Origin of the sequence: Nodosilinea sp. AN01ver1 (assembly GCF_050565655.1) — a bacterium.
In the GTDB taxonomy this organism is placed as follows: domain Bacteria; phylum Cyanobacteriota; class Cyanobacteriia; order Phormidesmidales; family Phormidesmidaceae; genus Nodosilinea.
This window is the reverse complement of sequence record NZ_JBNXVS010000032.1, coordinates 29712-51718: the sequence shown is the minus strand read 5'-3', so window position 1 is coordinate 51718 and position 22007 is coordinate 29712. Positions and strand designations below refer to the sequence as shown.

Genomic DNA, 22007 nt, shown 5'->3' with positions numbered 1-22007 from the left:
GTCACAATAGGAATGCAATCAACGATACAAACCGTTACACGGCGGCCCTTCATACGTAAATGAATTCAATCGGCATTCTTGGCATTCTTCTGGCGCTGCTGGCGGCAGGCGCAGGGGCATACCTGCTTACCCCCCGTCGCTACGAGTCGTCTGACTCGGTGGCCAATTCCTACGACCAGTGGACCGACGACGGCATTCTTGAATTTTACTGGGGCGAGCACATTCACCTAGGTCACTACGGTTCCCCGCCCCGGCGCAAAGACTTTTTAGCGGCTAAGGCCGATTTTGTCCACGAAATGGTGCGCTGGGGCGGACTCGATCGCCTGCCTGCGGGCACTACGGTGCTGGATGTGGGCTGCGGCATTGGCGGCAGCAGCCGGATTCTGGCCCGCGACTATGGCTTTGCAGTTACTGGTGTCACCATTAGCCCCAACCAGGTGCGGCGGGCGCAGCAGCTTACGCCCCAGGGCCTGACGGCTCGCTTTCAGGTCGACGATGCCATGGCGCTGTCGTTTCCCGACGCCAGCTTTGACGTGGTGTGGTCGGTGGAGGCTGGCCCCCACATGCCCGATAAGGCGGTGTTTGCCCGCGAGCTGCTGCGGGTGCTGAAGCCGGGCGGTGTGCTGGTGGTCGCCGACTGGAACCAGCGAGACGATCGCACAATTCCCCTCAACGCTTGGGAAAAGCCGGTCATGCGCCAGCTGCTCGATCAGTGGTCGCACCCGGCCTTTGCCAGCATTGAAGGCTTTACCGAACAGCTGGAGGCCACTGGGCTGGTAGCCGGGCAAGTTACCACCGCCGACTGGACCAGGGAAACGCTGCCCTCCTGGCTCGACTCGATCTGGCAAGGTATTGCCCGGCCCGCTGGACTGGTTAAATTTGGCCTGCCGGGCTTCATCAAATCGGTACGAGAAGTGCCAACTCTGCTGCTGATGCGGCTGGCCTTTGGCGCGGGGCTGTGCCGGTTTGGCATGTTTCGCGCCGTGCGGGCCAGCCAGCCCGGTCAGCCTCAGGCAATGGTGACCGCGTCAGACAGGTACACATCCTGAATCAGGTGGAACAGCTTCACCCCTTCCTTGAAGTCGCGCTGGAAGGTCTTGCGGCCCGAAATTAGCCCCATGCCGCCAGCCCGCTTGTTGATGACGGCGGTGCGCACGGCTTCGGCAAAGTCGTTGTCGCCGGAGCCACCGCCGGAGTTGATCAACCCCATGCGTCCGGCGTAGCAGTTGAGCACCTGGTAGCGGGTGAGGTCGATGGGGTGGTCGGTGGTGAGGTCGCTGTAGACCAGCTGGTGGGTTTTGCCGTAGGGCTGGCCCAGCGCCTTGGCTACGGCTCCGTAGCCGTTGTTGTTGGTGGGCAGCTTTTGCTTGATGATGTCGGCCTCAATGGTGACGCCCAGGTGGTTGGCCTGACTGGTGAGGTCGGCGGCGGTGTGGTAGTCCTGGTCTTGTTTGAAGTCACTGCTGCGCAGGTAGCACCAGAGAATGGTGGCCATGCCCAGCTCGTGGGCCCGCTGAAAGGCGGCGCTGACCTCTTGAATTTGGCGGGTTGACTCTTCGGAGCCAAAGTAGATGGTGGCCCCGACAGCAACCGCGCCCAGGTTCCAGGCCTGCTCGACATCGGCAAACATGACCTGGTCAAAGCGGTTAGGGGCGGTGAGCAGCTCGTTGTGGTTGAGCTTGAGAATGAAGGGAATTTTGTGGGCGTAGCGACGCGATACGCTGCCCAGCACCCCCAGGGTGGTGGCGACGGCGTTGCAGCCGCCCGCGATCGCCAGTTCAACGATATTCTGCGGGTCAAAGTACATGGGGTTAGGCGCAAAGGAGGCCCCAGCGGAGTGCTCAATGCCCTGGTCGACCGGCAGAATGGAGAGATAGCCGGTGTTGGCCAGGCGGCCCGTGCTGTAGAGCTGCTGCAGGCTGCGGAGAACTTGAGGGTTGCGATCGCTCTGGGCAAAAATTCTATCCACCCAGTCTGGCCCTGGCAGGTGCAGCATCGATTTTGAAACTTTGGCCTCATAGTCGAGCAGCGAATCGGCCTCGGGGCCGAGCCAGTCGGCGATCGTACTGGGGGATGATAGGGCAGATACCATAGCATTGACCTGAATTACAGCGCAGACTACTTAAACCTTAGCCCAGAGATTGGCAAGCGTGGAACTACTCTTTAGGCGGGGTTTAATGCTGAAATCGGTTAATTTGCAGGGATAGAATTTGCAAGGATAGGTTTACTGGCAGTCACCGAGGTGGGGTAGCACGTCTATGACCTCTAGCTCAAGCACAGACTCACCTGTGCTCAGCGTAGAGCGCATCAACTCACCTCGCAGTCGCACAGTTTGCTCAATCTGCCCGTAAAGCTCGTTGATATCGATCGCCTTAGCCTTGGCCCTGATATAGAGCGGACCTTCTAGCGATGCGGCGGCTAAAAAGAGGCGGCTGTTCATTTGGCTGTCGGGGTGGCTGGCGCTATCGACTGAGACAAAGCCAGCCAAATCAACGTAGGCAGGCTGATTTAGCCCCCTCAACAAGCTGAGGCAAACCAGACCACCGACCACGGCCCCAAATATCGCGCCGAGCAGCATGCCCTTAAAAAGGGTTCTAGTCATCAGTTTTTTCCTCGTTTTTTTGCTTATTTTTTCTCGGGGAGCAGAGGTAAGCTTTATCGGCAAACCCTAACTCAAGCCCTAGCTTAGGATGATCAGAACGGGTGGGGCTCAACCAATCGACCCTTGGGTTTTGGTGAGGATGCCATAATCGGAGGAAGGCGACCTGCGGTTAATGATTCTCCCCAACCCATCCCCTATGCCAACCATTGACTATCTACGAATTAGCCTCGTCGATCGCTGCAATTTTCAGTGCCAGTACTGCATGCCCGAGGGGGCCGATTTGCAGTACCTGCCCCAGGGGGAATGGCTGACCCGCGCTGAGCTGCGGCAGCTGTTGCAGGAGGTGTTTATGCCGCTGGGGTTCTCGAACTTTCGGCTGACCGGGGGCGAACCGCTAGTGCGGCCCGGCATTGTGGATATCGTGCGCGACATTGCCGAACTGCCGGGAACAACGGATTTAGCGCTGACGACCAATGCTTTTTTGCTCAGCGGCCTGGCCCAGGATTTGTGGGATGCCGGGCTGCGGCGCATCAATATCAGCCTGGATTCGCTGGACCCGGTGATTTTCGATCGCATCGTCGGCGGGCGGGGCAGGTCGCGCTGGCCCCAGGTGTGGGAGGGTATTCAGGCGGCGCACCGGGTCGGGTTCTCGCCGCTGAAGCTCAACGTGGTGGTGATTCCCGGCGTCAACGACCACGAGGTGCTGGACCTGGCGGCGCTCACCCTCGATCGCCAGTGGCACGTGCGCTTTATCGAGTTCATGCCGATCGGCAACGACAGCCTGTTTGCCGAAAAGGGCTGGGTCGATTCAGAAACACTGCGCGATCGCATTCGGCAGCGCTGGGGCCTGAGCGAGGGCGCGGTGCTGGGCAACGGCCCGGCGGATGTCTTCCAAATTCCCGGAGCCCAGGGTACGGTGGGGTTTATCAGCCAGATGTCGGAGTGCTTCTGCGATCGCTGCAACCGCATGCGCCTGTCGGCGGACGGCTGGCTGCGCCCCTGCCTGCTCAACGAAACCGGCCAAATCGATCTCAAAACCGCCCTGCGCCAGGGTGTTCACACTGCCGAACTGAAGCGCCAGGTGGCGGTATTGCTGGCGGCTAAGCCTGACATCAACTACAAAATGCGCGAGTCGGGCACCACCGGAGCCTATGGGCGCACTATGTCGCAGATCGGCGGTTAGCCCAAAAACAGCTTGTAGGCAGGGTTTTGGTTTTCGTCCCAGTACTGGTAGCCGAGATTGTCTAGAAAGGCTTGCCACTGAGGCATTTCATCGGGCGGCACCTGAATGCCCGTGACGATGCGGCCGTAGTCGGAGCCGTTGTTGCGGTAGTGGAACAGGCTGATGTTCCAGTCGGGGCTCATGGCGCTGACGAACTTCATCAGCGCGCCGGGGCGCTCGGGGAACTCGAAGCGGTAGAGCAGCTCGTCGTGGGCCAGGGGCGACTTACCGCCCACCATGTGGCGCAGGTGCATTTTCGACAGCTCGTCATCTGTTAGATCGAGCGTTTTCAAGCCTTTGGACTCGAACAGCCGGGCCATCTGCTCGGCATCGGCGCGCCCCTGCACCTCTAGCCCCACAAAAATATGGGCCTCGTGGTTGTCGGCGATGCGGTAGTTGAACTCGGTCAGGTTGCGGGTGCCCAGGCATTCGCAAAAGGCTTTGAGGCTGCCCGGCGTCTCCGGGATGGTGACGGCAAAGATGGCCTCGCGGTGTTCGCCAATTTCGGCCCGCTCGGCCACAAAGCGGAGGCGATCGAAGTTCATGTTGGCCCCGCAGGCTACGGCCACCAGGGTTTGATCCACAATACTACCGCGCTCGACGTAGGCTTTTGCGCCTGCGATCGCCAGCGCCCCGGCGGGTTCCAAAATCGATCGCGTATCCTCAAAGACATCCTTAATGGCGGCGCAGATGTCGTCGGTGCTGACCAGAATGATGTCGTCCACGTACTGCTGACAGAGGCGAAAGGTTTCTTCCCCCACCTGACGCACCGCCACGCCATCGGCAAACAGGCCCACGGTGCTCAGCCGCACTCGCTCCCCGGCCTTGAGCGATCGCGCCATCGCATCGGCCTCGATCGGCTCCACCCCAATAATTTTGATCTCAGGCCGCAGCCGCTTGACGTAGGCCGCAATGCCCGAGATCAGCCCGCCGCCGCCGATCGCCACAAAGATGGCGTGAATCGGCTGAGGGTGCTGCCGCAAGATCTCCATGCCGATGGTGCCCTGGCCCGCGATCACGTCCGGGTCGTCGAAGGGGTGCACAAAGGTCAGGCCTTTCTCCTCGGCCAGCTGGCGGGCGTGGGCGTAGGCATCGTCGTAGGTTTCGCCAAATAGCACCACCTCGCCGCCGCGCGCCTTCACCGCATTCACCTTCATCACGGGCGTTGTGGTGGGCATCACGATAATGGCGCGGGTGCCCAGCTGCCTGGCCCCCAGCGCTACCCCCTGGGCGTGGTTGCCCGCCGAGGAGGCAATCACGCCCGCCGCCAGCTGCTCGGGCGACAGGTGGGCCATTTTGTTGTAGGCTCCCCGCAGCTTAAATGAAAACACCGACTGCACATCTTCTCGCTTCAGCAGCAGCCGATTTTGCAGCCGCGCCGACAGACTGGGGGCTATCTCCAGGGGCGTTTCCTGCGCTACATCGTAAACTCGGGCGGTGAGAATGCGTTCGAGGTAGTCGGTAGGCATTGCAGGAGAGACGAAAGGATAAACCCATATTTTAGAGCGGTGATGCCCTCAACAGTTCTCAGCGTCACGGATTCAGCATCGCACAATCGCCGTCTCGGCTGTCCATGGTTGGGCAGAGGTCTGTTGTAACCTGAGTTCGATAGCTAGAAAGCGGCTTGTGGCAGAGCTTGACGCGCGTAGTCTGGGATGCCCAGCGACGGCCCATTGGAGTGGTAGGCGTAGGCGACCAGACCGGAAACCAGGTTGACAAAGTCGTCAACATCGCAAAAGATTTGGGTCAAGTCGAGGCGCGCTAGTCTTCAAGACGTAGCTCAGGTGCTTGAATGTCAACACGTTGAGGGTACCCCTCAGCCTTTCTTTCGCTACTTTACTTGTCGTCTAATTCAGGCTGGTGTCAATTCCCCATGTACGACTCGCCCGTCAGCGCCAACAAAAACAGCAGCCCCATCCACAGCAGCAGAATGCTGTAAAACATTAGCGCCAGACTTTGCAGCAGCAGCTTGACCAACACCGGGCGCTGATTTTGTCTGCGGCGCATGGCCTGAACCAGCTCAAGGGCGGCAGTAATGACGAGAAGCAGGGTGGCGATCGCCGCCACAACCCAGCTGCTGTAGAGTACCGGCAGCGATCTGGCCCCCAGCAGCGCGATCGCGGCAGCGACCCCCAGCAGCACAGCCCCTAGCAGCTCGGCGTTCACAACCACCCCATTAAACCGGGCTACACGGCTTTGTTTAAGGGCATTGTGGGCCGTCAGGGCAGCCTGTGCACCGGGCAGGGCCAGCAGCGCCACGGCGCGAAGCGGGTGCGCCCAGGGAGCCTGCACCATTAAAAAAGCCACAACCATAGCGCCGATCAGCGTCAGCCCTGAGAGCAGCTGGATTTTACCAAAACGGGGGTTACGCAAGGTGTTTCGCTAGTGGGCGTGGATGGTTGCGGGTGCAGGTTTTTGCGAGTCTAAACGGCTAGCTGCACCAAAAAGAGACTTCGCTTTCAGGATCAAACAGATGGACTTTCTCAGGAGCGATCGCCAGCCAGACCTCGTCGCCAATGCGCACCGCCTCGTCGGGAGCAACCTTGGCCAGCAGCGTCAGCGCCTCGGTCTGCACCGTCAGGTAGGTCTCGCTGCCCAGAGCCTCCAGGTGGGTGATGTGGCCGCGAATATTTTTGGGCGCGGGCAGGGCCAGACTCAGGTGCTCGGGGCGAACACCAAGGTGCGCCTCGCGACCGTCGTAGGGTAGCAGGCGCTCATCCCAACTGCTGGGCAGCGACAGGCGAAACTCGGGGTGCACCAGCAAAAACGGAGCCTGCACCTGCACCGGAATGAAATTCATCGGCGGCGAGCCAATAAAGCCCGCCACAAACCGATTGGCCGGGCGATTGTACAGCTCCAGCGGCGTGGCCACCTGCTGAATCTGGCCCTGGTGCATTACCGCGATCCGGTGGCCCATAGTCATCGCCTCCACCTGGTCATGGGTGACGTAGATGGTGGTAATGCCCAGCTGCCGCTGCAAATTGACAATCTGGGCGCGGGTTTCCATCCGCAGTTTGGCATCCAGGTTGGAGAGCGGCTCATCCATCAAAAACACCTGGGGATTGCGGGCCATCGCCCGCCCCAGGGCCACCCGCTGCTTCTGCCCACCCGAAAGCTGGCGGGGATAGCGGCTCAAGAACCCGTCAATTTGCAGCATTTTGGCCACCGCCCGCACCCGCTCGTCGATCAACCGCTCGGCCTCAGAGACGTAGCGCAGGCTGGGGGGCAGGCGGCGGGTCACTGAGACCAGCGGCTTTTCCCACCAGCGGCTTTCGCTCAGCAGGCGCTCTAGCTCCTGGTTGGCAGGCAAATCGCTGAGGGGGGTAGGCTTTTCTCCCAGCTCTGGCAAAGATTGGCTCAGGTCGGCCCCCATGCGGCGCAGGCCAAAGGCCAGGTTGTCGTAGACGCTCAGGTGGGGGTAGAGGGCGTAGCTCTGAAACACCATAGCGGTGTCGCGCTGCTTGGGGGGCAGGTCATTCACCTTGCGATCGCCCACCCAAATGCTGCCGCCGGTAATCTCCTCCAGGCCCGAAATCAGCCGCAGCAGAGTGCTTTTGCCGCAGCCCGAGGGGCCAACCAGCACCATAAATTCGCCGTCGTCAATGGCGAGGTTGATGCGCTTGAGCACCGCCACCGCGTTGGGGTCGCTGTCGGTGCTCAATGCGGCTTCATCGTCCGACAGGCGCGACTTTGGAAAGGTTTTGTAGACGTTTTCAATTGCGACGTGGGCCACAGGGCAGTGAGAAGGTAGAGGGGCAAGACGAAGATGTTGAAGTGATGCTGAGGGATAAAGTAGCAAGTGGTGCATTGCTAGCGCTAATGCACCCTACGGCGAGTCGGCAACAGTCGGCGACTCCAAAATCGCCACTCTAAAATCCAAAATTTATCTTACTCTTCTTCTGCCGAAGCACTCTGGTCAGGTGGAGTAACTCGACGCACTTCAGTAACAGTTTCGCCTTTGTTGGGTTTGACGATGCGATCGCTCTCCCCGGTCCGTCCCTGACGCGGCACCGAATCTACAGGGATGACGGCGGTGCGATCAGCGCTGGTAAACAGCGTCACCGATTCCTTCGGCGTCGCGGGCAGCAGCGCCACCAGGCTGTCGCTCTTGAGGCTGAACTGGAACGACTGGGTGCCAATATCGCCGCGCTTGGCCACCCGCATCCCCTCAATGGGCAGGCGCTTGGCGTAGCCCGCCGCCGACACCAGCAGCAGGCAGTCTTTGCTCGACTGCACTCGCACGCAGCCCGCCAGGGTTTCGGTCTTGCCCATGCGAATGCCCTGCGGCCCCTGGGCGGCGCGGCCCATTACCTGCAGATTGTCGTCGTCGATGGGAAAGCGCAGCAGTCGCCCGCCCGTGGTGCCCAGCACCAGGTCATCCCCTAGCTCAGCCAGGGTGACGTAGGCCAGTTCGTCGCCATCTTTGACTTTCATCGCCGTCAGCCCGCGCCCGGTGAGGTTGGTAAACTCCTGCAGCGGAGCGCGCTTGATTTTGCCCCTGCGGGTGACCAAGATCAGGTCACGCTCCAGCAAGTCTTCGCGAATCACAAACTGGGCCACGATCGCATCGGCATCGGGCGGCACCGACCCCGGCAGCAGGTTCACCAGCGGCGCGCCCTTGCCCTGGCGCGGGTTGCTGGGGATGGCCTCCACGGCAACGGTGAAAGCGCGGCCATCGCGGGTCAGGGTCAACACCTCCTGGGTGGTCAGGGCGGGTTCAACCTGTACGATGGGGTCGTCGTCGAGATCGTGAAGTTTGGGGTTGGTGTCGGCCTCCAGCCGGGCCTGCCGGCGCTGGTAGGATTTTTGCGAAAACCGCCGCACGTAGCCCTTCTGGGTAAATTCCACCACGACGTCTTCTTCGATGGTTTCGGCGATGATCTCTTCAACCTGCTGCGATTCTTCGGCCCGCTCGGCCTCGGTTTGAATGCGGGTGCGGCGGGGGTCATTGAACTTTTTCTTCAGCCCTTTAAGCTCTTTTTTCAGCGCCTTGAGCAGCTCGCGGCGATCGCTCAGCAGCCGGGTCAGGTCGTCGCGACGCTGCGAAAGCTCGGCAAAATCAGTTTCTAAACCCTGGCGCTCCATGCCGGTCAGCTTACGCAGGGGCATGGCCAAAATGGCGTCCGACTGGCGCTCGCTAAGCTCAAACCGCTGCTGAAAGGTTTGTTTGGCGCTGGTGCCATCGGGGGCATTGCGCAGAATGTCGATAATGGCATCGAGGTTGTTGAGGGCGGCGAGTAACCCCTCAGTGATGTGCAACTTGGCCTCGGTTTTTTCGAGCTGGTGCTGGTAGTGGCGGGTGAGGGTGGTCTCGCGAAAGTCGAGAAACGCCTGCATCACATCGCGCAGGGGCAGCTGGCGCGGCTGACCGTCGTCGAGGGCCAGCATGATCACGCCGAAGTTGCTCTGCAAGGGGGTGGTGCGGTAGAGATCCTGTAGCACCCGCTGGGCCGGGGTGTCGCGCTTGAGTTCGATCACCACCCGCATGCCGTCGCGATCGCTCTCATCGCGAATATCGGCGATCCCCTCCAGCCGTCCCGCATTCACCAGCTGGGCAATTTTCTCAATCCAGCCGGCCTTGTTCACCTGGTAGGGCAGCTCGGTGACGATGATGGCGTTGCGCCGCTGCCGCCCCTTGCCGGGGTGCACTTCCTCAAACTGGCAGATGCCGCGCACCGGAATGCTGCCCCGCCCGGTGCGGTAGGCTTCCAAAATGCCCTCGGTGCCAATGATCTCACCCCCAGTCGGAAAGTCCGGGCCGGGGATGAGGCGAAACAGCTCGTCGTCGGTGATGGTGGGGCGATCGATCATCGCCACCAGTCCGTCGATTACCTCACCCATGTTGTGGGGCGGAATGTTGGTGGCCATGCCCACCGCAATGCCCGAAGACCCGTTCAGCAGCAGGTTGGGCAGCTGCGTCGGCAGCACCACCGGCTCCTGCTGAGAGCTGTCGAAGTTGTCGATAAAGTCGACCAGGGCTTCGCTGATGTCGCCCAGCAGCGCCTCGTTACTCACCGGCGACAGGCGGGTTTCGGTATAGCGCATGGCGGCGGGGGGGTCGTTGTCCACCGAGCCAAAGTTACCGTGGCCGTCCAGCAGCGGGTAGCGGCTGGAGAAGGTCTGCACCATCCGCACCAGGGCGTCGTACACCGCCTGGTCGCCGTGGGGATGGTACTTACCCAGCACGTCGCCCACCACGCGGGCACATTTGCGGTAGGGGCGATCGGGGGTCAGCCCCAGCTCGTGCATGGCGTAGAGAATGCGGCGGTGCACGGGTTTTAGGCCGTCGCGCACGTCGGGCAGGGCCCGGCCTACAATCACGCTCATGGCGTATTCCAGGTACGACCGCTGCACCTCGGTGTGGAGTGAGGTGGGCACAATTTGCCCGGAGGCAAGGATGTCGAGTTGGTCGGCCATGGGCGGGGTTCCTGGATGAGACGAAGTGCGGCGGTTTAGACCGGGCGGTAGTTGAGTTTAGCCATAGCGATGGCTCAAAACAACATGTTTAAATTCAATTTATGGTTCAAACATGGGTCAAATTTAATTGACCTTGATGGATTGGCCTTAACAATGCTGTAACTTATAGGCAAGCCTACCGGCATGGCAAGCATCTGGGCGTGTTTAGTCTGCTGTACTTGAGTTGCAAACCCTAAAGTGGCTGTTCTCAAGCCTCTGTGCTCAAGTATTCGGGCCTCAAGTGTTCGCAGGCTACCTGAAGATTAGTACGGCCTAGGGCATCAGCCACTTGCATCAACCACTTAATTTACGTTCTACTACCATATTTTTCCGATGACAGGGGTGAACATACGAGATGAAAACCGTCTTACTGGTTGAAGACGACTTGGTCAATGCTCGAGTGTTTTCTAAAATTTTGACCAAGCGCGGCGGCTTGGCGGTCAAGCATACCGAAGATGTCGAAGAGGTCATGACGATCGCCCGCAGCGGCGAGGTCGACGTTGTTTTGATGGATGTGTCGCTGGCCCACAGCATGTACCAGGGCAAACCGATGGATGGCATCAAAATTACTCAGCTGCTGAAGGCCGACCCGGCTACGGCCTGCCTGCCGGTCATTTTGGTCACGGCCCACGCCATGGAGGGCGATCGCGAGAATTTCTTGAGCCAGAGCGGTGCCGATGGCTATATTTCTAAGCCGGTAATCGACCATCAGGAATTTGTAGACCAGATTAAGGCCACGATAGAAGGGGTTAGATAAGTACACTTGTACTTTATCTGTGCTATTTTCGCAAGCCGCGATCGCAGGCTTACCTACGGAACAAGACTTGGGGCATCTTGATTTATACCAATCGTCCATGCCGCTGGCGCAGCACCCCCAAAGATAAAAATAGGCCGTTCCCTGAGCGGAGTCGAAGGGACCGGCTATTTGGAGTCGAAGGGAACGGCTATTTTTAGGGCAAATCCTGTCTGTACGCCCCCGGTTTGTAGAGGCATTGCAGTGCAATGCCCCTACGGGGTACCTATTTTGAATCGGGGTTTGTCATGTCGGATTGCGTATAAGCCTCAAAGTCAGAGCCGTACTCGCCGCGTTCGAGCACCGACTTGGCCGTAGTATTTCTCTCAGGAGTCGCGGCTATACTCGGCCTGCTGCTGAATCAGCTTGGCCACCAGCCCCGTCCAGCCGGTCTGGTGGCTGGCCCCGAGCCCGGCCCCGTTGTCGCCGTGGAAGTATTCGTAAAACAGCACGTAGTCGCGCCAGTGCGGGTCGTTTTGCAAAAGGGCCGTGCCGCCGTTGACGGGGCGATCGCCCGCCCCATCGCGCTCAAAAATGGCCATCAGCCGCTGCGATAGCACGCTGGCCACCTGCCACAGGTTCATCCACTGGCCTGAGCCGGTGGGGCACTCGACCTGGTAGTCGTCGCCCAGGTAGTGGTGAAACTTTTGCAGCGCCTCGATGATCAAGTAGTTGACCGGAAACCAGATTGGCCCCCGCCAGTTGGAGTTGCCGCCAAACAGGCCGCTGCGCGACTCGGCGGGTTCGTAGGCGACCCGGTAGTCTTCGCCATCGGCGTGAAAGCTGTAAGGGTGCTCGGCGTGGTACTTTGACAGGGCGCGAATGCCGTAGGCGCTCAAAAATTCGGCTTCATCCAGCAGCTTTTCGAGCAGGCGGCGCAGGCGATCGCGCGGTTCGACATGGCCCAGGGTGGCGTAGCACAGGGCCAGCATTCGCCGCGCCCCCTGCCCCTTCGTTTCCATGCAGGCGACGTTGCGTTTCAGGTTGGGGCGGTTTTGAATAAACCACTCCACTCGCCGGGTAAAGTTGGGCAGCTTGGCCAGGGTGTCGGGGTCCAGGGTCATCACCGCGCAGAGGGGGATTAAGCCCACCATCGAGCGAATTTTAAGCTGAATGCGATCGCCCTGGGGCAGGTACAGCACGTCGTAGAAAAAGCCGTCTTCCTCGCTCCACAGACGGGTTTGGTCGTCGCCGATGTGGTTCATGGCGTCGGCGATGTAGATGAAGTGCTCAAAGAATTTGGTGGCCATGTCTTCGTAGACCGGGTTGTCGAGGGCCAGCTCCAGCGCCATTTCCAGCATGTTGAGGCAGTACATCGCCATCCAGCTGGTGCCGTCCGACTGCTCCAGGGTGCCGCCCGTGGGCAGGGGGGCGCTACGGTCAAACACGCCGATGTTGTCGAGGCCCAAAAAGCCGCCCTCAAACACGTTTTTGCCGTTGGCGTCTTTGCGGTTGACCCACCAGGTAAAGTTGAGCAGCAGCTTTTGAAAGACGCGCTCCAGAAAGGGGCGATCGCCTTTGCCGGTCATTTTTTGGTCAATCTTGTACACCCGCCAGGTGGCCCAGGCGTGCACAGGCGGGTTGACATCGCCAAAGGCCCACTCGTAGGCGGGCAGCTGTCCGTTGGGGTGCATGTACCACTCCCGCGTCAGCAGGTCGAGCTGATGCTTGGCAAACTCGGGGTCGACCAGCGCCAGCGGAATGCAGTGAAAAGCCAGATCCCAGGCGGCAAACCAGGGGTACTCCCAGGTGTCGGGCATAGAGATAATGTCACCGCTGTCGACGTGCCGCCAGTGGGTGTTGCGGGTGCGATCGTCCGGGGGGGCCGGCATGGTGGGGTCGCCTTTCAGCCAGCGATCGACCTCGTAGCGGTAGACCTGCTTACTCCAGAGCAGGCCCGCGATCGCCTGCCGCTGAATCTGCCGCTGGTCGTCGCTCAGCTCAAAGGGCGTGAGAGCGGCGTAGAAGTCATCCGCCTCCTGCCGTCGAGCGTGCAGAATGTGGTCAAATTCGGGGCCGAGGGGATGCTCTAGATCGGGCTGGGATGTCAACCGCAGGCGTACCGTTCGGTGTTCCCCCGGTGCCAGGTCAAATCGGTAATGAGGGGCCACCTTGGTGCCAACATGCTCTGGATTTACCGCCGACCTCTGGCCGTGAATGACCGCGTTGTGAATGCCGTCTTTGACGTAGGGCGAGGCGTTTTTGGCCCCATATAGAGCTTGATTGTTAGTCTCGTTTTCGGTGAAATACAGCTCAGCTGGTTCGCAGTAGAACCAGTAGTTGCCCAGCGTGGGATGGGTGGCTTCAACCACAACATCCCCTGTCGGGGCAAACGGTTGTTTGCCCTTGGATAACCTCGGCTTTTTGCAGTCTTCATACCAGGACCAGGTGTTGCGGAACCACAGGGTCGGCAACAGGTGGAGGGTGGCTGACTCGGGGCCGCGATTGACGACCTCAATAGCGATCGCGATATCCTCCGGGTCGGCCTTGGCGTATTCCACAAACACGTCAAAGTAGCGGTTTTCGTCGAACACGCCGGTATGCAGCAGCTCGTACTCGGGCTGGTCGTAGCCCCGCCGCCCGTTTTCGGCCACCAGGTCGGCGTAGGGGTACTCGGCCTGGGGATACTTGTAGAGAAACTTGAGGTAGCTGTGGGTGGGGGTGCTGTCGAGGTAAAAGTAGTATTCCTTGACGTCTTCGCCGTGGTTGCCCTGGTTGCCGGTGAGGCCAAACAGGCGCTCTTTGAGCACCGGGTCGCGGCCATTCCACAGGGCCAGGCCAAAGCAGAGCCGCTGCTCGTCGTCGCAGAGGCCGCCGAGGCCGTCTTCGCCCCAGCGGTACGCCCGCGCGTGGGATTGCTGATGGGAAAAATAGTCCCAGGCAGACCCTGTGTCGCTGTAGTCTTCGCGCACGGTGCCCCATTGGCGATCGCTCAGGTATGGCCCCCACTTTTTCCACGGCATCTGTGCATTTTGGGCCGCCTGTAAGCGCTGGTGTTCTGGGGTCATAGAGCTACGGAAGAATCAGATCGTCGGCAGGGATGCGTTTCGTTCAGGATGTGGCCTAAAGCTGAGAATCGGGTGACGTTCACGCCAGCACGCTGAACCTCTCTCAGCATAACGGGTGCTCCAGGTGAGCATCCATGAGAATCAGCCCAAGCGATGCCGACGGTACAGTTTTCTCAGGTAGCTCAAAGTTTGCGCTCAGGTCAGCGGCCTAGGCTGGCGGTAGTGCGATCGCGAAACCCTATCCCTACGGCAAGCTAAAGATGTTGACGTCAACTCCTCTGCCCTTGAAGCCCGTTTGGCTACGTTCCCATAGCCTGGCCCTGGCGATCGCGATCGCCAGCCTGCTGATCTGCGGCTGGCTACTGCACCACTCCAGCCCCAACTTGCTCAACCCGGCAGCCCTCAAGCCCGCGCTTCGGCAAATGGGGCCGTGGGGACCGATCGCGTATATCGCTGTTTTGGCCATCACGGTGGTGGTTAGCCCTGTCCCCGGTGCTCCCCTGGCGGTGGCGGCAGGCATGGTCTGGGGCATGCCGTTGGCCGGGGTCTACAGCGTGGTCGGCGGCTTTTTGGGCAGCTTAGTCGCCTACTTCATTGGGCGCACCCTGGGCGGTGCGGCGGTGCGCGCGCTTACGGGCAAGTCGATTGCTGTGGTCGCGCAGCGGGGCGATCGCACCCTGGGCTGGCTCGTTTTCTTCAGCCGCCTGCTGCCGGTGCTGCCCTTCGACGCGGTGAGCTACGCCGCCGGTATCGTCAAGCTCCCGCTCAAGAGCTATGCCGCCGCTACCCTGGTGGGCATGGTGCCCTCCACGTTTTTGCTCAGCTACGCGGGGCAGTCGCTCACCACCACCCTGCCGCAGAAACTGGCGATCGCGCTGCTGCTGGTGCTGGTACTGGCGGCGTTGCCCTGGGCCGCCCACCGCTACAACTGGTTCAGCTTTCGCAACATTATCCACATCGAGTGAGCTGCTGACGGGTTAGCGATACTTGGGGTTAGGGAAGTTGAACCGGCAGCCCGCCGCCCAGCGCTGAGTTCAGGAATCGGTCAGTGTCTCAATTAACAGATCAACCTGCTGCTGCTTTTCGTGCAGGTAGGTTTCGCACTGCTGGAGCGCCTGCACCGCCTGCTCAAACTGACTCAGCACCGCCGCCAGGGGCAGGCTGCCCGATTCCAGATCAGCGATGATGCCCTCGACAGTGGCGACGGTGGCTTCGTAGTTCCAGGTTTCGGCGGGGGTGGTTTTTTTGGGCATGGGGGGAGGTGGATGGGTGGATGGGTAGGCGGGTGGGTGGGTGGAGGTTATTCGGGTGGGGAATGGACCTGGGTGACCTGGACGGTGAGGTGGCCCTGGGCGAGCTGGATCTGGAGGGTTTGGCCAGGGGTAGTGGATTGGGCCTGGGTGACGAGCTGGTCGGCTTCGTCGCGCACCAGGGCATAGCCGCGTCGCACTACGGTATCGGGGTCGAGGGTCATCAGGTGGCTGCGCAGGGCGGCGGTGCGATCGCTCGCCTGCCTGAGTTCTACCTGGACTCCCTGCACCAGGCGACGCTTGAGCTGCTTGAGGTGGAGCTGCTGCTGCTGCACCCGCTGGTCGAGTCGGGTGCGCAGTAACCGCTGGCTTAGGCGGTGAACGTGGCTCTGGGCATCGAGCAGGTGCTCAGCGGTGAGGGTTTTGAGCAGGGCAACGCGCTGGTGGTGAGCATCGATCAGATCGGTGAGAGCAGGGACGGCGGCGATCGCAGCAGCGGTCGGCGTATGGGCACACAGATCGGCGGCCAGATCGGCCAGAGACTCGTCGCGCTGGTGGCCAATGCCGGTCACTACGGGAATGGGGCAGTTGGCCACGGCCCGCACCACCCGCTCGTCGTCAAAGCATTCCAAATCTTCGCTGGCCCCGCCGCCCCGCGCCAAAATCAGCACCTCGGCCCGACCATCGGCGGCGACGCGATCGATCGCCGCCACGATGGAGGCCGGAGCGCTGTCGCCCTGCACCGTGGCGGGCGAAAACAGAACCTGCAGCCCCGGATGGTGGTGGCGCAGCGATCGCTGAATATCCCCCCAGGCCGCCGCCTGAGGCGACGACACCACCGCAATGGTCTGGGGCAGGGCGGGCAGCGATCGCTTAAACTCAGGGTCGAACAGGCCCTCGGCGGCAAGCCGCTGGCGCAGCTGGCGATAGCGCAGGGCCTTGAGCCCGTCGCCGCTGGGCAGCACCTGCCACACCGTCAGCTGGTAGCTGCTGCGCTGGGGGTAGACCTTCACCGTGCCCAGGGCAATCACCTGTTCACCGACGGCGGGCAGGGTGGTGAGCCGCGCCTGCTGACTGCGCCAGGCCACAGCATTGATGGCGGCCCCGGTGTCGGGGTCGGTGAGGGTAAAGAACAGCCCCTTGGCGTGACTGTTAGCGCTAGAGACTTCGCCCACCACCCACACCTGGCGCAGGGTAGGGTCATCCTCCAGCACCGCTTTGATGTAGTCGACGAGGCCGCCAACGCTGAGGGCGGCGGGAGTGGTGGCCGAGGTGAGATCGAAGTAGGTCATGGAAAGGCGGGGAAGCTAACCCCTAGTGTGGGCCAGCGGGCGCTGAACATCAAGGTTAGCTTGGCAAAACTCGTTTGGCTCAGTGCCCCCGCTCATCAACGGCGTCGTTCTAACCCTAGATCGCCGAAAGACTCTGAGCAACCGCTACACCACGGGGCCGCCCTTAGCCCAGGCTCTCGCCCACCGCATAGCAGTTGCGCCCCTGGGCCTTGGCCTGGTAGAGAGCCAGATCGGTGCGGTGAACCAGCTCGCGGGGAGAATGCTCTTTGACCGAGGGGCGATGGCAGACCACGCCAAAGCTGAGAGTGATCACCGACGCGACGTCGGAGTAGGCGTGGGGCAGATGGCACTGGGCGATTGCCGCCTGAATTTTTTCAATGATGCCAATTGCCCCCTCCAGGGTCGTGTCGGGCAGCAGCAGCACAAATTCTTCGCCGCCGTAGCGGGCCGCCAGGTCGCCGGGCCGCTGCACTACGGTATTTAATACCTGAGCCACCTGGCGCAGACAGTCGTCACCGGCCAGGTGGCCGTAGTTGTCGTTGTAGGGCTTGAAGTAGTCAATATCGCAGAGAATTAGCGACAGCGACTTCTGCTGGCGGCGGGCCCGCTGCCACTCCAAATCGAGCGCCTGATCAAAGCTGCGGCGATTGGCAATTTCGGTCAGGCCGTCCACAGTGGCCAGGCGGTTCAGCTCGGCGTTGACCCGCTGGAGCTTCTGGTTGAGGTCAGCCTGAATGGCTTCAGCCTGCTTGCGATCGGTAATGTCGCGCACAATCACCAAAACCTCAGCCTCATTGATGGGCACCACCCGCGATTCTTCGTAGCGCAGCTCGCCATAGAGGTCTAGGGCATGTTCGTAGCGCTGTGGGGTGCCGGTGTCGAGGGCGAGCCGCACGTAGTGCATGCGCTGATCGGCTAGATCGCGAGGAAACCCCTGATAAACCGACTGATGGGAGTAGGGCTGAATTGGGCTGTAGAGCGTAATCTCACCGCCAGAAATAAGGTTGAGAATGTAGCCATTGCGGTTGACCCGCATCATTAAGTCGGGGATGGCGTTTAGAATCAGCTGCTGGGTGGCCTGGTTTTCTTTGAGGGCAAGCTCAGCCTGTTTGCGTTCACGCAGGGCCGCCTGCTGCTCGCTGATATCGGTTGTAGTCCCGTCAATGCGGGTCGGCTGACCAGCGGCGTTGCGCACGAGGCGGGCCTGTCCTCGCACCCACCGCTGGGTACCATCGGCCCTAAAGATGCGGTACTCGCGATCGATTTTAGTGTCATCCCTGAGGGTTCTAACATCAGCCATGAGCAACGGCTTATCTTCGGGGTGAAGGCAGCTAAACCAGAGGTCAGGGTCGCTCAAAAAGGCCTCTGCAGGGTAGCCGTAGATCGTCTCGACGGCAGCGTTGACGTAGATGGTTTCGAGGGTGGTGGGGTGCACCGACCACACAACACACTCCAGCGAGTTGAGAATGCTGTCAACTCGCTGCTGCTGCATGCGCAGGGCGGCCTCGGTGCGCTGCAGCTTTTCAGAACTGCTGACCACCCACTGCTCTAGCTGGTGAGACAGGGCATTGCGCTCGGTCTCGCTGCACTTACGCTCGCTAATATCTCGCAGAATCGCCAAATGGTGGTTGGGGTAAACGTGGGCCGTAGCGGCGAACTCCACCGTTTTGAAGACACCGCTGTCAAGCCGCAGCAGTTGCTCGCCCCGCAACTGCTCAGCAGCTATAAATGTTTGCCACAGCTCCTCAAAATCGGTGCCTGGCAGCAAAAAATCGGCTATTCGTCGCCCCAGCAGGGTCTGGCGAGGTAGCTCCAGCAGCGCACAGGCGGCCCGATTGACCTCAATGTAGACGCCGTCATTGTTGACTATCAGCATGGCGTCGAGGGCCGCCTCAAACAGCGTCTGCCAGGGCAGGTCTGGAGCAGGTGGCTCAGGCGTTGCGATCGCCTCTGCGGCCTCCACATCCGCCTCTACCCCGGGCAAGTTTCCCAGGGTCGAATCTAACTCGGGTGATGAACGCGATTCAGCAGGCAAGAGACTACAATCCGAAGAACTTCATCACACCAATGTCTTACCTGGCCCGCACCGACAGGCCACTCTTGTTAGAACACCGTTCTAGAAAGGATGACTGCAATTGTCATCGCCCGCGGGATTTGAGTTAACGTTCCCCAATAGTCAGTACTTCTTTCTCTAGCTGGCGGCCTCCACTGACCGGCACAGTATTCACCAACAGCAATCAATCAATAACGTTTGGCTCACAAGAGCTAGCCATGCTGAGTTAACAGCCATTGGGGCCAGCACCCGGCAGCTGCTGGTCTAGGGCCTGTAGCAGAGCAATATAGTCGGCCTCATGATTTACCGGGTACCGCTGCCAGTTGCCCTGCACTTTCAAATCGGCAAACAGCCCGCTGGGGTCGTCGTGGAAATGCAAAAACGCCGCCGATTTTAGGTAAAACGTCCCAACCTTGGGTTCTTTCAGTGGCGGTACACGCTGGCGCACCTGATCTAGCAGCGGCCTCAGGCGGGTCAAGGTGTGACTGTCAGCATGTTTCATAGCGGTCACCCTGGGGGCGATCTGTTTACTATTAGATTATTCGAATTATTTGTTCACAACGAGGCGCGTCTCTGTAACCTAAAGCACAACCCGCTGCTGCGCCAGCGCCTCAGAGACCGCGCCAGGTTCCTGTTTACTGCTGCTACGGTGTTTTAACGTTGCCCTACCTCCGCCTGCGCGCCTACATCGCCCTCAAGCTTACCCTGCATCGTCTGCGGCAGGCAGCCACCACCTGGCCCCAGCCCCAGGACTGGCTTTTGGCGGTGGGGCTAACGCTGGCCCTGGGTGCGGTCATGGTTCCTGTAGGGCTGGGCAGTGATTTTCTCTCGCCAGTGATTGCCGATGTTGGCTGGGCAGGTGGCCTGCGGCTGGCGGCGCGGGTGCTGGTGGTGCCAGCCCTGCTCGAAGAAGGGTTTTGGCGGGTGCTCATGCTGCCTCACCCGAGCGAGATTATCAGCGATCGCAAGCGCTGGCGGCTGGGGTTGCCCATGCTGGGGCTGTTTGTGGTCATGCACCCGCTCAATGCGATGACGCTCTACCCGATCGCGTTTGCCACCTTCACCAACCCCGTCTTTTTGCTGGCGGCGGCGCTGCTGGGCCTGATCTGCACCATTGTCTACTGGAAGTCGGGGTCGCTGTGGGTAGTGACGGCGATGCACTGGCTGGTGGTGACGGTGTGGCTGCTGTTTTTGGGGGGCTACCAGGCGCTCAGGCTGTAGGCTCAACCCCTGTTTCTCAACTTTTATAACGGCTTGAGGCCGGGGCTGTGGTTTTGCCGGTCGGTAGTGAACTCTGGGAGCAGGGCATGCTGAAAAGCGCCCACCTCTCTGCTGTTCGTCCTAAATCTGCCATGACTGACTTCTTTAAAGGCTTTGAACAACTGCTCGAACTGGCCAAAACCCTGGAAGAAAAGGCTGAAAACGGCGAACTAAAGACCAACGTGCAGGTCAACGCACGCGGCTTCAGCAGCATTCCTCGCCAGGGCAACATCCCCGACATCGGCGTCAGCCGCATGAACCGCAACCCCGCCGCCAGTGCAGGGACCGATCCCGCCGTCGAAGAAGTCATCATCACCCCACCCCCCTTCGACTCCGCTCAGGGGGCGTCTTCCTCATCTCCCTGCGACTCCGCTCAGGGATCGCCCTCGCATCACCCCACCATGCGCGACGTCGGCGGCCTCGCCACCACCCTGCAAGAGCTGCGCGAACTGGTGGAAATTCCGCTCAAGCGGCCCGACGTGCTGGCCAAGCTGGGCCTGGAGCCGACGCGCGGCGTGCTGCTGGTCGGCCCCCCGGGCACCGGCAAAACCCTGACGGCGCGATCGCTGGCCGAAGACCTGAGCGTCAACTACATCGCGATCGTTGGCCCCGAAGTCATGGGCAAATACTACGGCGAGGCCGAACAGCGGCTGCGGGCCATTTTTGAGAAGGCTAAAAAAGCCGCCCCCTGCCTGGTGTTTATTGACGAGATCGACAGCCTCGCCCCCGATCGCAGCAAGGTCGAGGGCGAAGTCGAGAAGCGCCTGGTCGCCACCCTGCTGGGCCTGATGGATGGCTTTGCCCAGACCAAGGGCGTAATTGTGCTGGCCGCCACCAACCGCCCCGACCACATCGACCCCGCCCTGCGCCGCCCCGGTCGCTTCGATCGCGAGGTGCAGTTTCGGGTGCCCGATCGCGCCGGTCGCCTGGAGATTCTTCAGATTCAAACTCGCGACATGCCGCTGGATGGGGTGGACTTGGATGCGATCGCCGATCTCTCAGTCGGCATGGTGGGGGCCGACCTCAAGGCCCTCTGCCAAAAAGCCGCCTACTTTGCCCTGCGCCGCCAGGTGCCCGACCTGAGCGGCCCCGTCCCCGACACCATGACCCTGGTGCAGGCCGACTTTCTTCAGGCGATCAAAGAAATCAAGCCCTCGGTGCTGCGATCGGTGGAGGTGGAGTGCCCCGCGATCGCCTGGGACGACATCGGCGGTCTGGAGAGCGTCAAACAAACCCTGCAGGAGTCGGTTGAAGGGGCGCTGCTCTACCCCGAACTCTACGCCCAAACCGGGGCCAAAGCGCCCCGTGGCCTGCTGCTGTGGGGGCCGCCCGGCACCGGCAAAACTCTGCTGGCCAAGGCCGTTGCCGCCCAGGCCCGCGCCAACTTCATCGCTGTCAACGGCCCCGAGCTGCTGAGCCGCTGGGTGGGGGCCGCCGAGCAGGCCGTGCGCGAACTGTTTGCCAAGGCCCGCCAGGCCGCCCCCTGCGTGGTGTTTATCGATGAGCTCGACACCCTGGTGCCCGCTCGCGGCCAGTACATGGGCGACTCTGGAGTGAGCGATCGCGTCGTCGGCCAGCTGCTCACCGAACTCGATGGCCTCCAGGGCTGCCCCAACGTGCTGCTGATTGGGGCCACCAACCGCCCCAGCGCCCTCGACCCCGCCATTCTGCGGGCGGGCCGCATTGACCTACAGCTAGAGATTGACCTGCCCGATGCGGCGGGGCGGCTGGCGATTTTGCAGGTACACAACGGCGATCGCCCCTTACAGGCCGTTGACCTGAATGATTGGGCCAGCCGCACCGACGGCTGGAACGGAGCCGACCTGGCCCTGCTCAGCAACCAGGCCGCCCTCGAAGCCGTGCGCGAGTACCGCACCCAGGGCATGGCCGACCCCAGCCAGATTCGCATTGCGCCCCACCACTGGGAGCAGGCCCACCAGGCCATTCTCAGCCAGCGCAGCTCGGTGGCCAACCGGGGGTAAATCAGCGACCAGTACCGCCTCAATTAAGACAATCAGGCAGGGGCAAGCGGCGTTTGCCCTCTTGTCTCGGAGTAGGTTGCTGCTTTCAG

18 protein-coding genes are annotated in these 22007 nt (G+C 61.0%); 6 read left to right on the top strand and 12 right to left on the bottom strand.

What is annotated here, in order from left to right:
* The first annotated feature begins 59 nt into the window (after nucleotides 1-59).
* On the top strand, nucleotides 60-1049 hold the full coding sequence (locus tag ACQ4N7_RS20835) for a methyltransferase domain-containing protein (RefSeq protein ID WP_430713415.1): 990 nt from the start codon (nucleotides 60-62) through the stop codon (nucleotides 1047-1049).
* On the opposite strand, the gene ACQ4N7_RS20830 is transcribed toward ACQ4N7_RS20835, so the two are convergent.
* Together ACQ4N7_RS20830 and ACQ4N7_RS20825 are read right to left on the bottom strand one after the other, a co-directional pair.
* Nucleotides 1010-2092: a class I fructose-bisphosphate aldolase gene (locus tag ACQ4N7_RS20830; protein ID WP_430713414.1), complete on the bottom strand. Its 1083-nt coding sequence runs from the start codon at nucleotides 2090-2092 to the stop codon at nucleotides 1010-1012. The two genes, ACQ4N7_RS20835 and ACQ4N7_RS20830, sit on opposite strands and share 40 nt — an antisense overlap.
* A gap of 132 nt (nucleotides 2093-2224) precedes the next feature.
* Entirely contained in the window at nucleotides 2225-2602 is a 378-nt protein-coding gene (locus ACQ4N7_RS20825; protein ID WP_430713413.1) for a hypothetical protein, read from the bottom strand.
* 196 nt (nucleotides 2603-2798) lie between these two features.
* Here ACQ4N7_RS20825 and moaA point away from each other — a divergent pair, with 196 nt between their 5' ends.
* Entirely contained in the window at nucleotides 2799-3785 is a 987-nt protein-coding gene (gene moaA / locus ACQ4N7_RS20820) for a GTP 3',8-cyclase MoaA (protein ID WP_430713412.1), read from the top strand.
* On the opposite strand, the gene ilvA is transcribed toward moaA, so the two are convergent.
* The 5 genes from ilvA to gyrA form a co-directional block, all read right to left on the bottom strand.
* The gene (gene ilvA / locus ACQ4N7_RS20815) at nucleotides 3782-5293 is read right to left on the bottom strand and encodes a threonine ammonia-lyase, biosynthetic (RefSeq protein WP_430713411.1); all 1512 of its coding nucleotides are present in this window, start codon (nucleotides 5291-5293) and stop codon (nucleotides 3782-3784) included. The genes moaA and ilvA overlap by 4 nt on opposite strands.
* Nucleotides 5294-5436: 143 nt before the next feature.
* Entirely contained in the window at nucleotides 5437-5574 is a 138-nt protein-coding gene (locus ACQ4N7_RS20810) for a hypothetical protein (RefSeq protein WP_430713410.1), read from the bottom strand.
* A gap of 113 nt (nucleotides 5575-5687) precedes the next feature.
* Nucleotides 5688-6197: a hypothetical protein gene (locus tag ACQ4N7_RS20805; protein WP_430713409.1), complete on the bottom strand. Its 510-nt coding sequence runs from the start codon at nucleotides 6195-6197 to the stop codon at nucleotides 5688-5690.
* Between the two features lie 58 nt (nucleotides 6198-6255).
* Nucleotides 6256-7557, bottom strand: a complete 1302-nt coding sequence (locus tag ACQ4N7_RS20800) for an ABC transporter ATP-binding protein (RefSeq protein WP_430713408.1) — start codon at nucleotides 7555-7557, stop codon at nucleotides 6256-6258.
* Nucleotides 7558-7712: 155 nt separating this feature from the next.
* Nucleotides 7713-10241 (bottom strand): DNA gyrase subunit A, encoded by a 2529-nt coding sequence (gyrA, locus tag ACQ4N7_RS20795; protein ID WP_430713407.1) that lies wholly within the window; start codon nucleotides 10239-10241, stop codon nucleotides 7713-7715.
* A 394-nt stretch (nucleotides 10242-10635) separates the two neighbouring features.
* On the opposite strand from gyrA, the gene ACQ4N7_RS20790 reads away from it, so the two are divergent.
* The gene (locus tag ACQ4N7_RS20790) at nucleotides 10636-11037 is read left to right on the top strand and encodes a response regulator (protein ID WP_430713406.1); all 402 of its coding nucleotides are present in this window, start codon (nucleotides 10636-10638) and stop codon (nucleotides 11035-11037) included.
* Between the two features lie 362 nt (nucleotides 11038-11399).
* Here ACQ4N7_RS20790 and ACQ4N7_RS20785 read toward each other — a convergent pair whose 3' ends face one another.
* The gene (locus ACQ4N7_RS20785) at nucleotides 11400-14081 is read right to left on the bottom strand and encodes an MGH1-like glycoside hydrolase domain-containing protein (RefSeq protein WP_430713405.1); all 2682 of its coding nucleotides are present in this window, start codon (nucleotides 14079-14081) and stop codon (nucleotides 11400-11402) included.
* A gap of 260 nt (nucleotides 14082-14341) precedes the next feature.
* Here ACQ4N7_RS20785 and ACQ4N7_RS20780 point away from each other — a divergent pair, with 260 nt between their 5' ends.
* On the top strand, nucleotides 14342-15046 hold the full coding sequence (locus ACQ4N7_RS20780; RefSeq protein ID WP_430713404.1) for a TVP38/TMEM64 family protein: 705 nt from the start codon (nucleotides 14342-14344) through the stop codon (nucleotides 15044-15046).
* A gap of 69 nt (nucleotides 15047-15115) precedes the next feature.
* Here the strand turns inward: ACQ4N7_RS20780 and xseB are convergent, their stop codons facing one another.
* From xseB to ACQ4N7_RS20760, 4 genes are all read right to left on the bottom strand, one after another.
* A complete protein-coding gene (gene xseB, locus ACQ4N7_RS20775; RefSeq protein ID WP_430713403.1) occupies nucleotides 15116-15334 on the bottom strand; it encodes an exodeoxyribonuclease VII small subunit in 219 nt (72 codons plus the stop codon).
* Between the two features lie 47 nt (nucleotides 15335-15381).
* Nucleotides 15382-16623 (bottom strand): exodeoxyribonuclease VII large subunit, encoded by a 1242-nt coding sequence (xseA, locus tag ACQ4N7_RS20770; RefSeq protein ID WP_430713402.1) that lies wholly within the window; start codon nucleotides 16621-16623, stop codon nucleotides 15382-15384.
* A gap of 163 nt (nucleotides 16624-16786) precedes the next feature.
* A complete protein-coding gene (locus ACQ4N7_RS20765; protein ID WP_430713401.1) occupies nucleotides 16787-18658 on the bottom strand; it encodes a diguanylate cyclase domain-containing protein in 1872 nt (623 codons plus the stop codon).
* 244 nt (nucleotides 18659-18902) lie between these two features.
* Entirely contained in the window at nucleotides 18903-19178 is a 276-nt protein-coding gene (locus ACQ4N7_RS20760) for a hypothetical protein (RefSeq protein WP_430713400.1), read from the bottom strand.
* 158 nt (nucleotides 19179-19336) lie between these two features.
* On the opposite strand from ACQ4N7_RS20760, the gene ACQ4N7_RS20755 reads away from it, so the two are divergent.
* Nucleotides 19337-19897, top strand: a complete 561-nt coding sequence (locus ACQ4N7_RS20755) for a CPBP family glutamic-type intramembrane protease (RefSeq protein ID WP_430713399.1) — start codon at nucleotides 19337-19339, stop codon at nucleotides 19895-19897.
* Between the two features lie 131 nt (nucleotides 19898-20028).
* Nucleotides 20029-21918, top strand: coding sequence for an AAA family ATPase (locus ACQ4N7_RS20750; protein WP_430713398.1), 1890 nt, complete (start codon nucleotides 20029-20031; stop codon nucleotides 21916-21918).
* Nucleotides 21919-22007 lie beyond the last annotated feature (89 nt).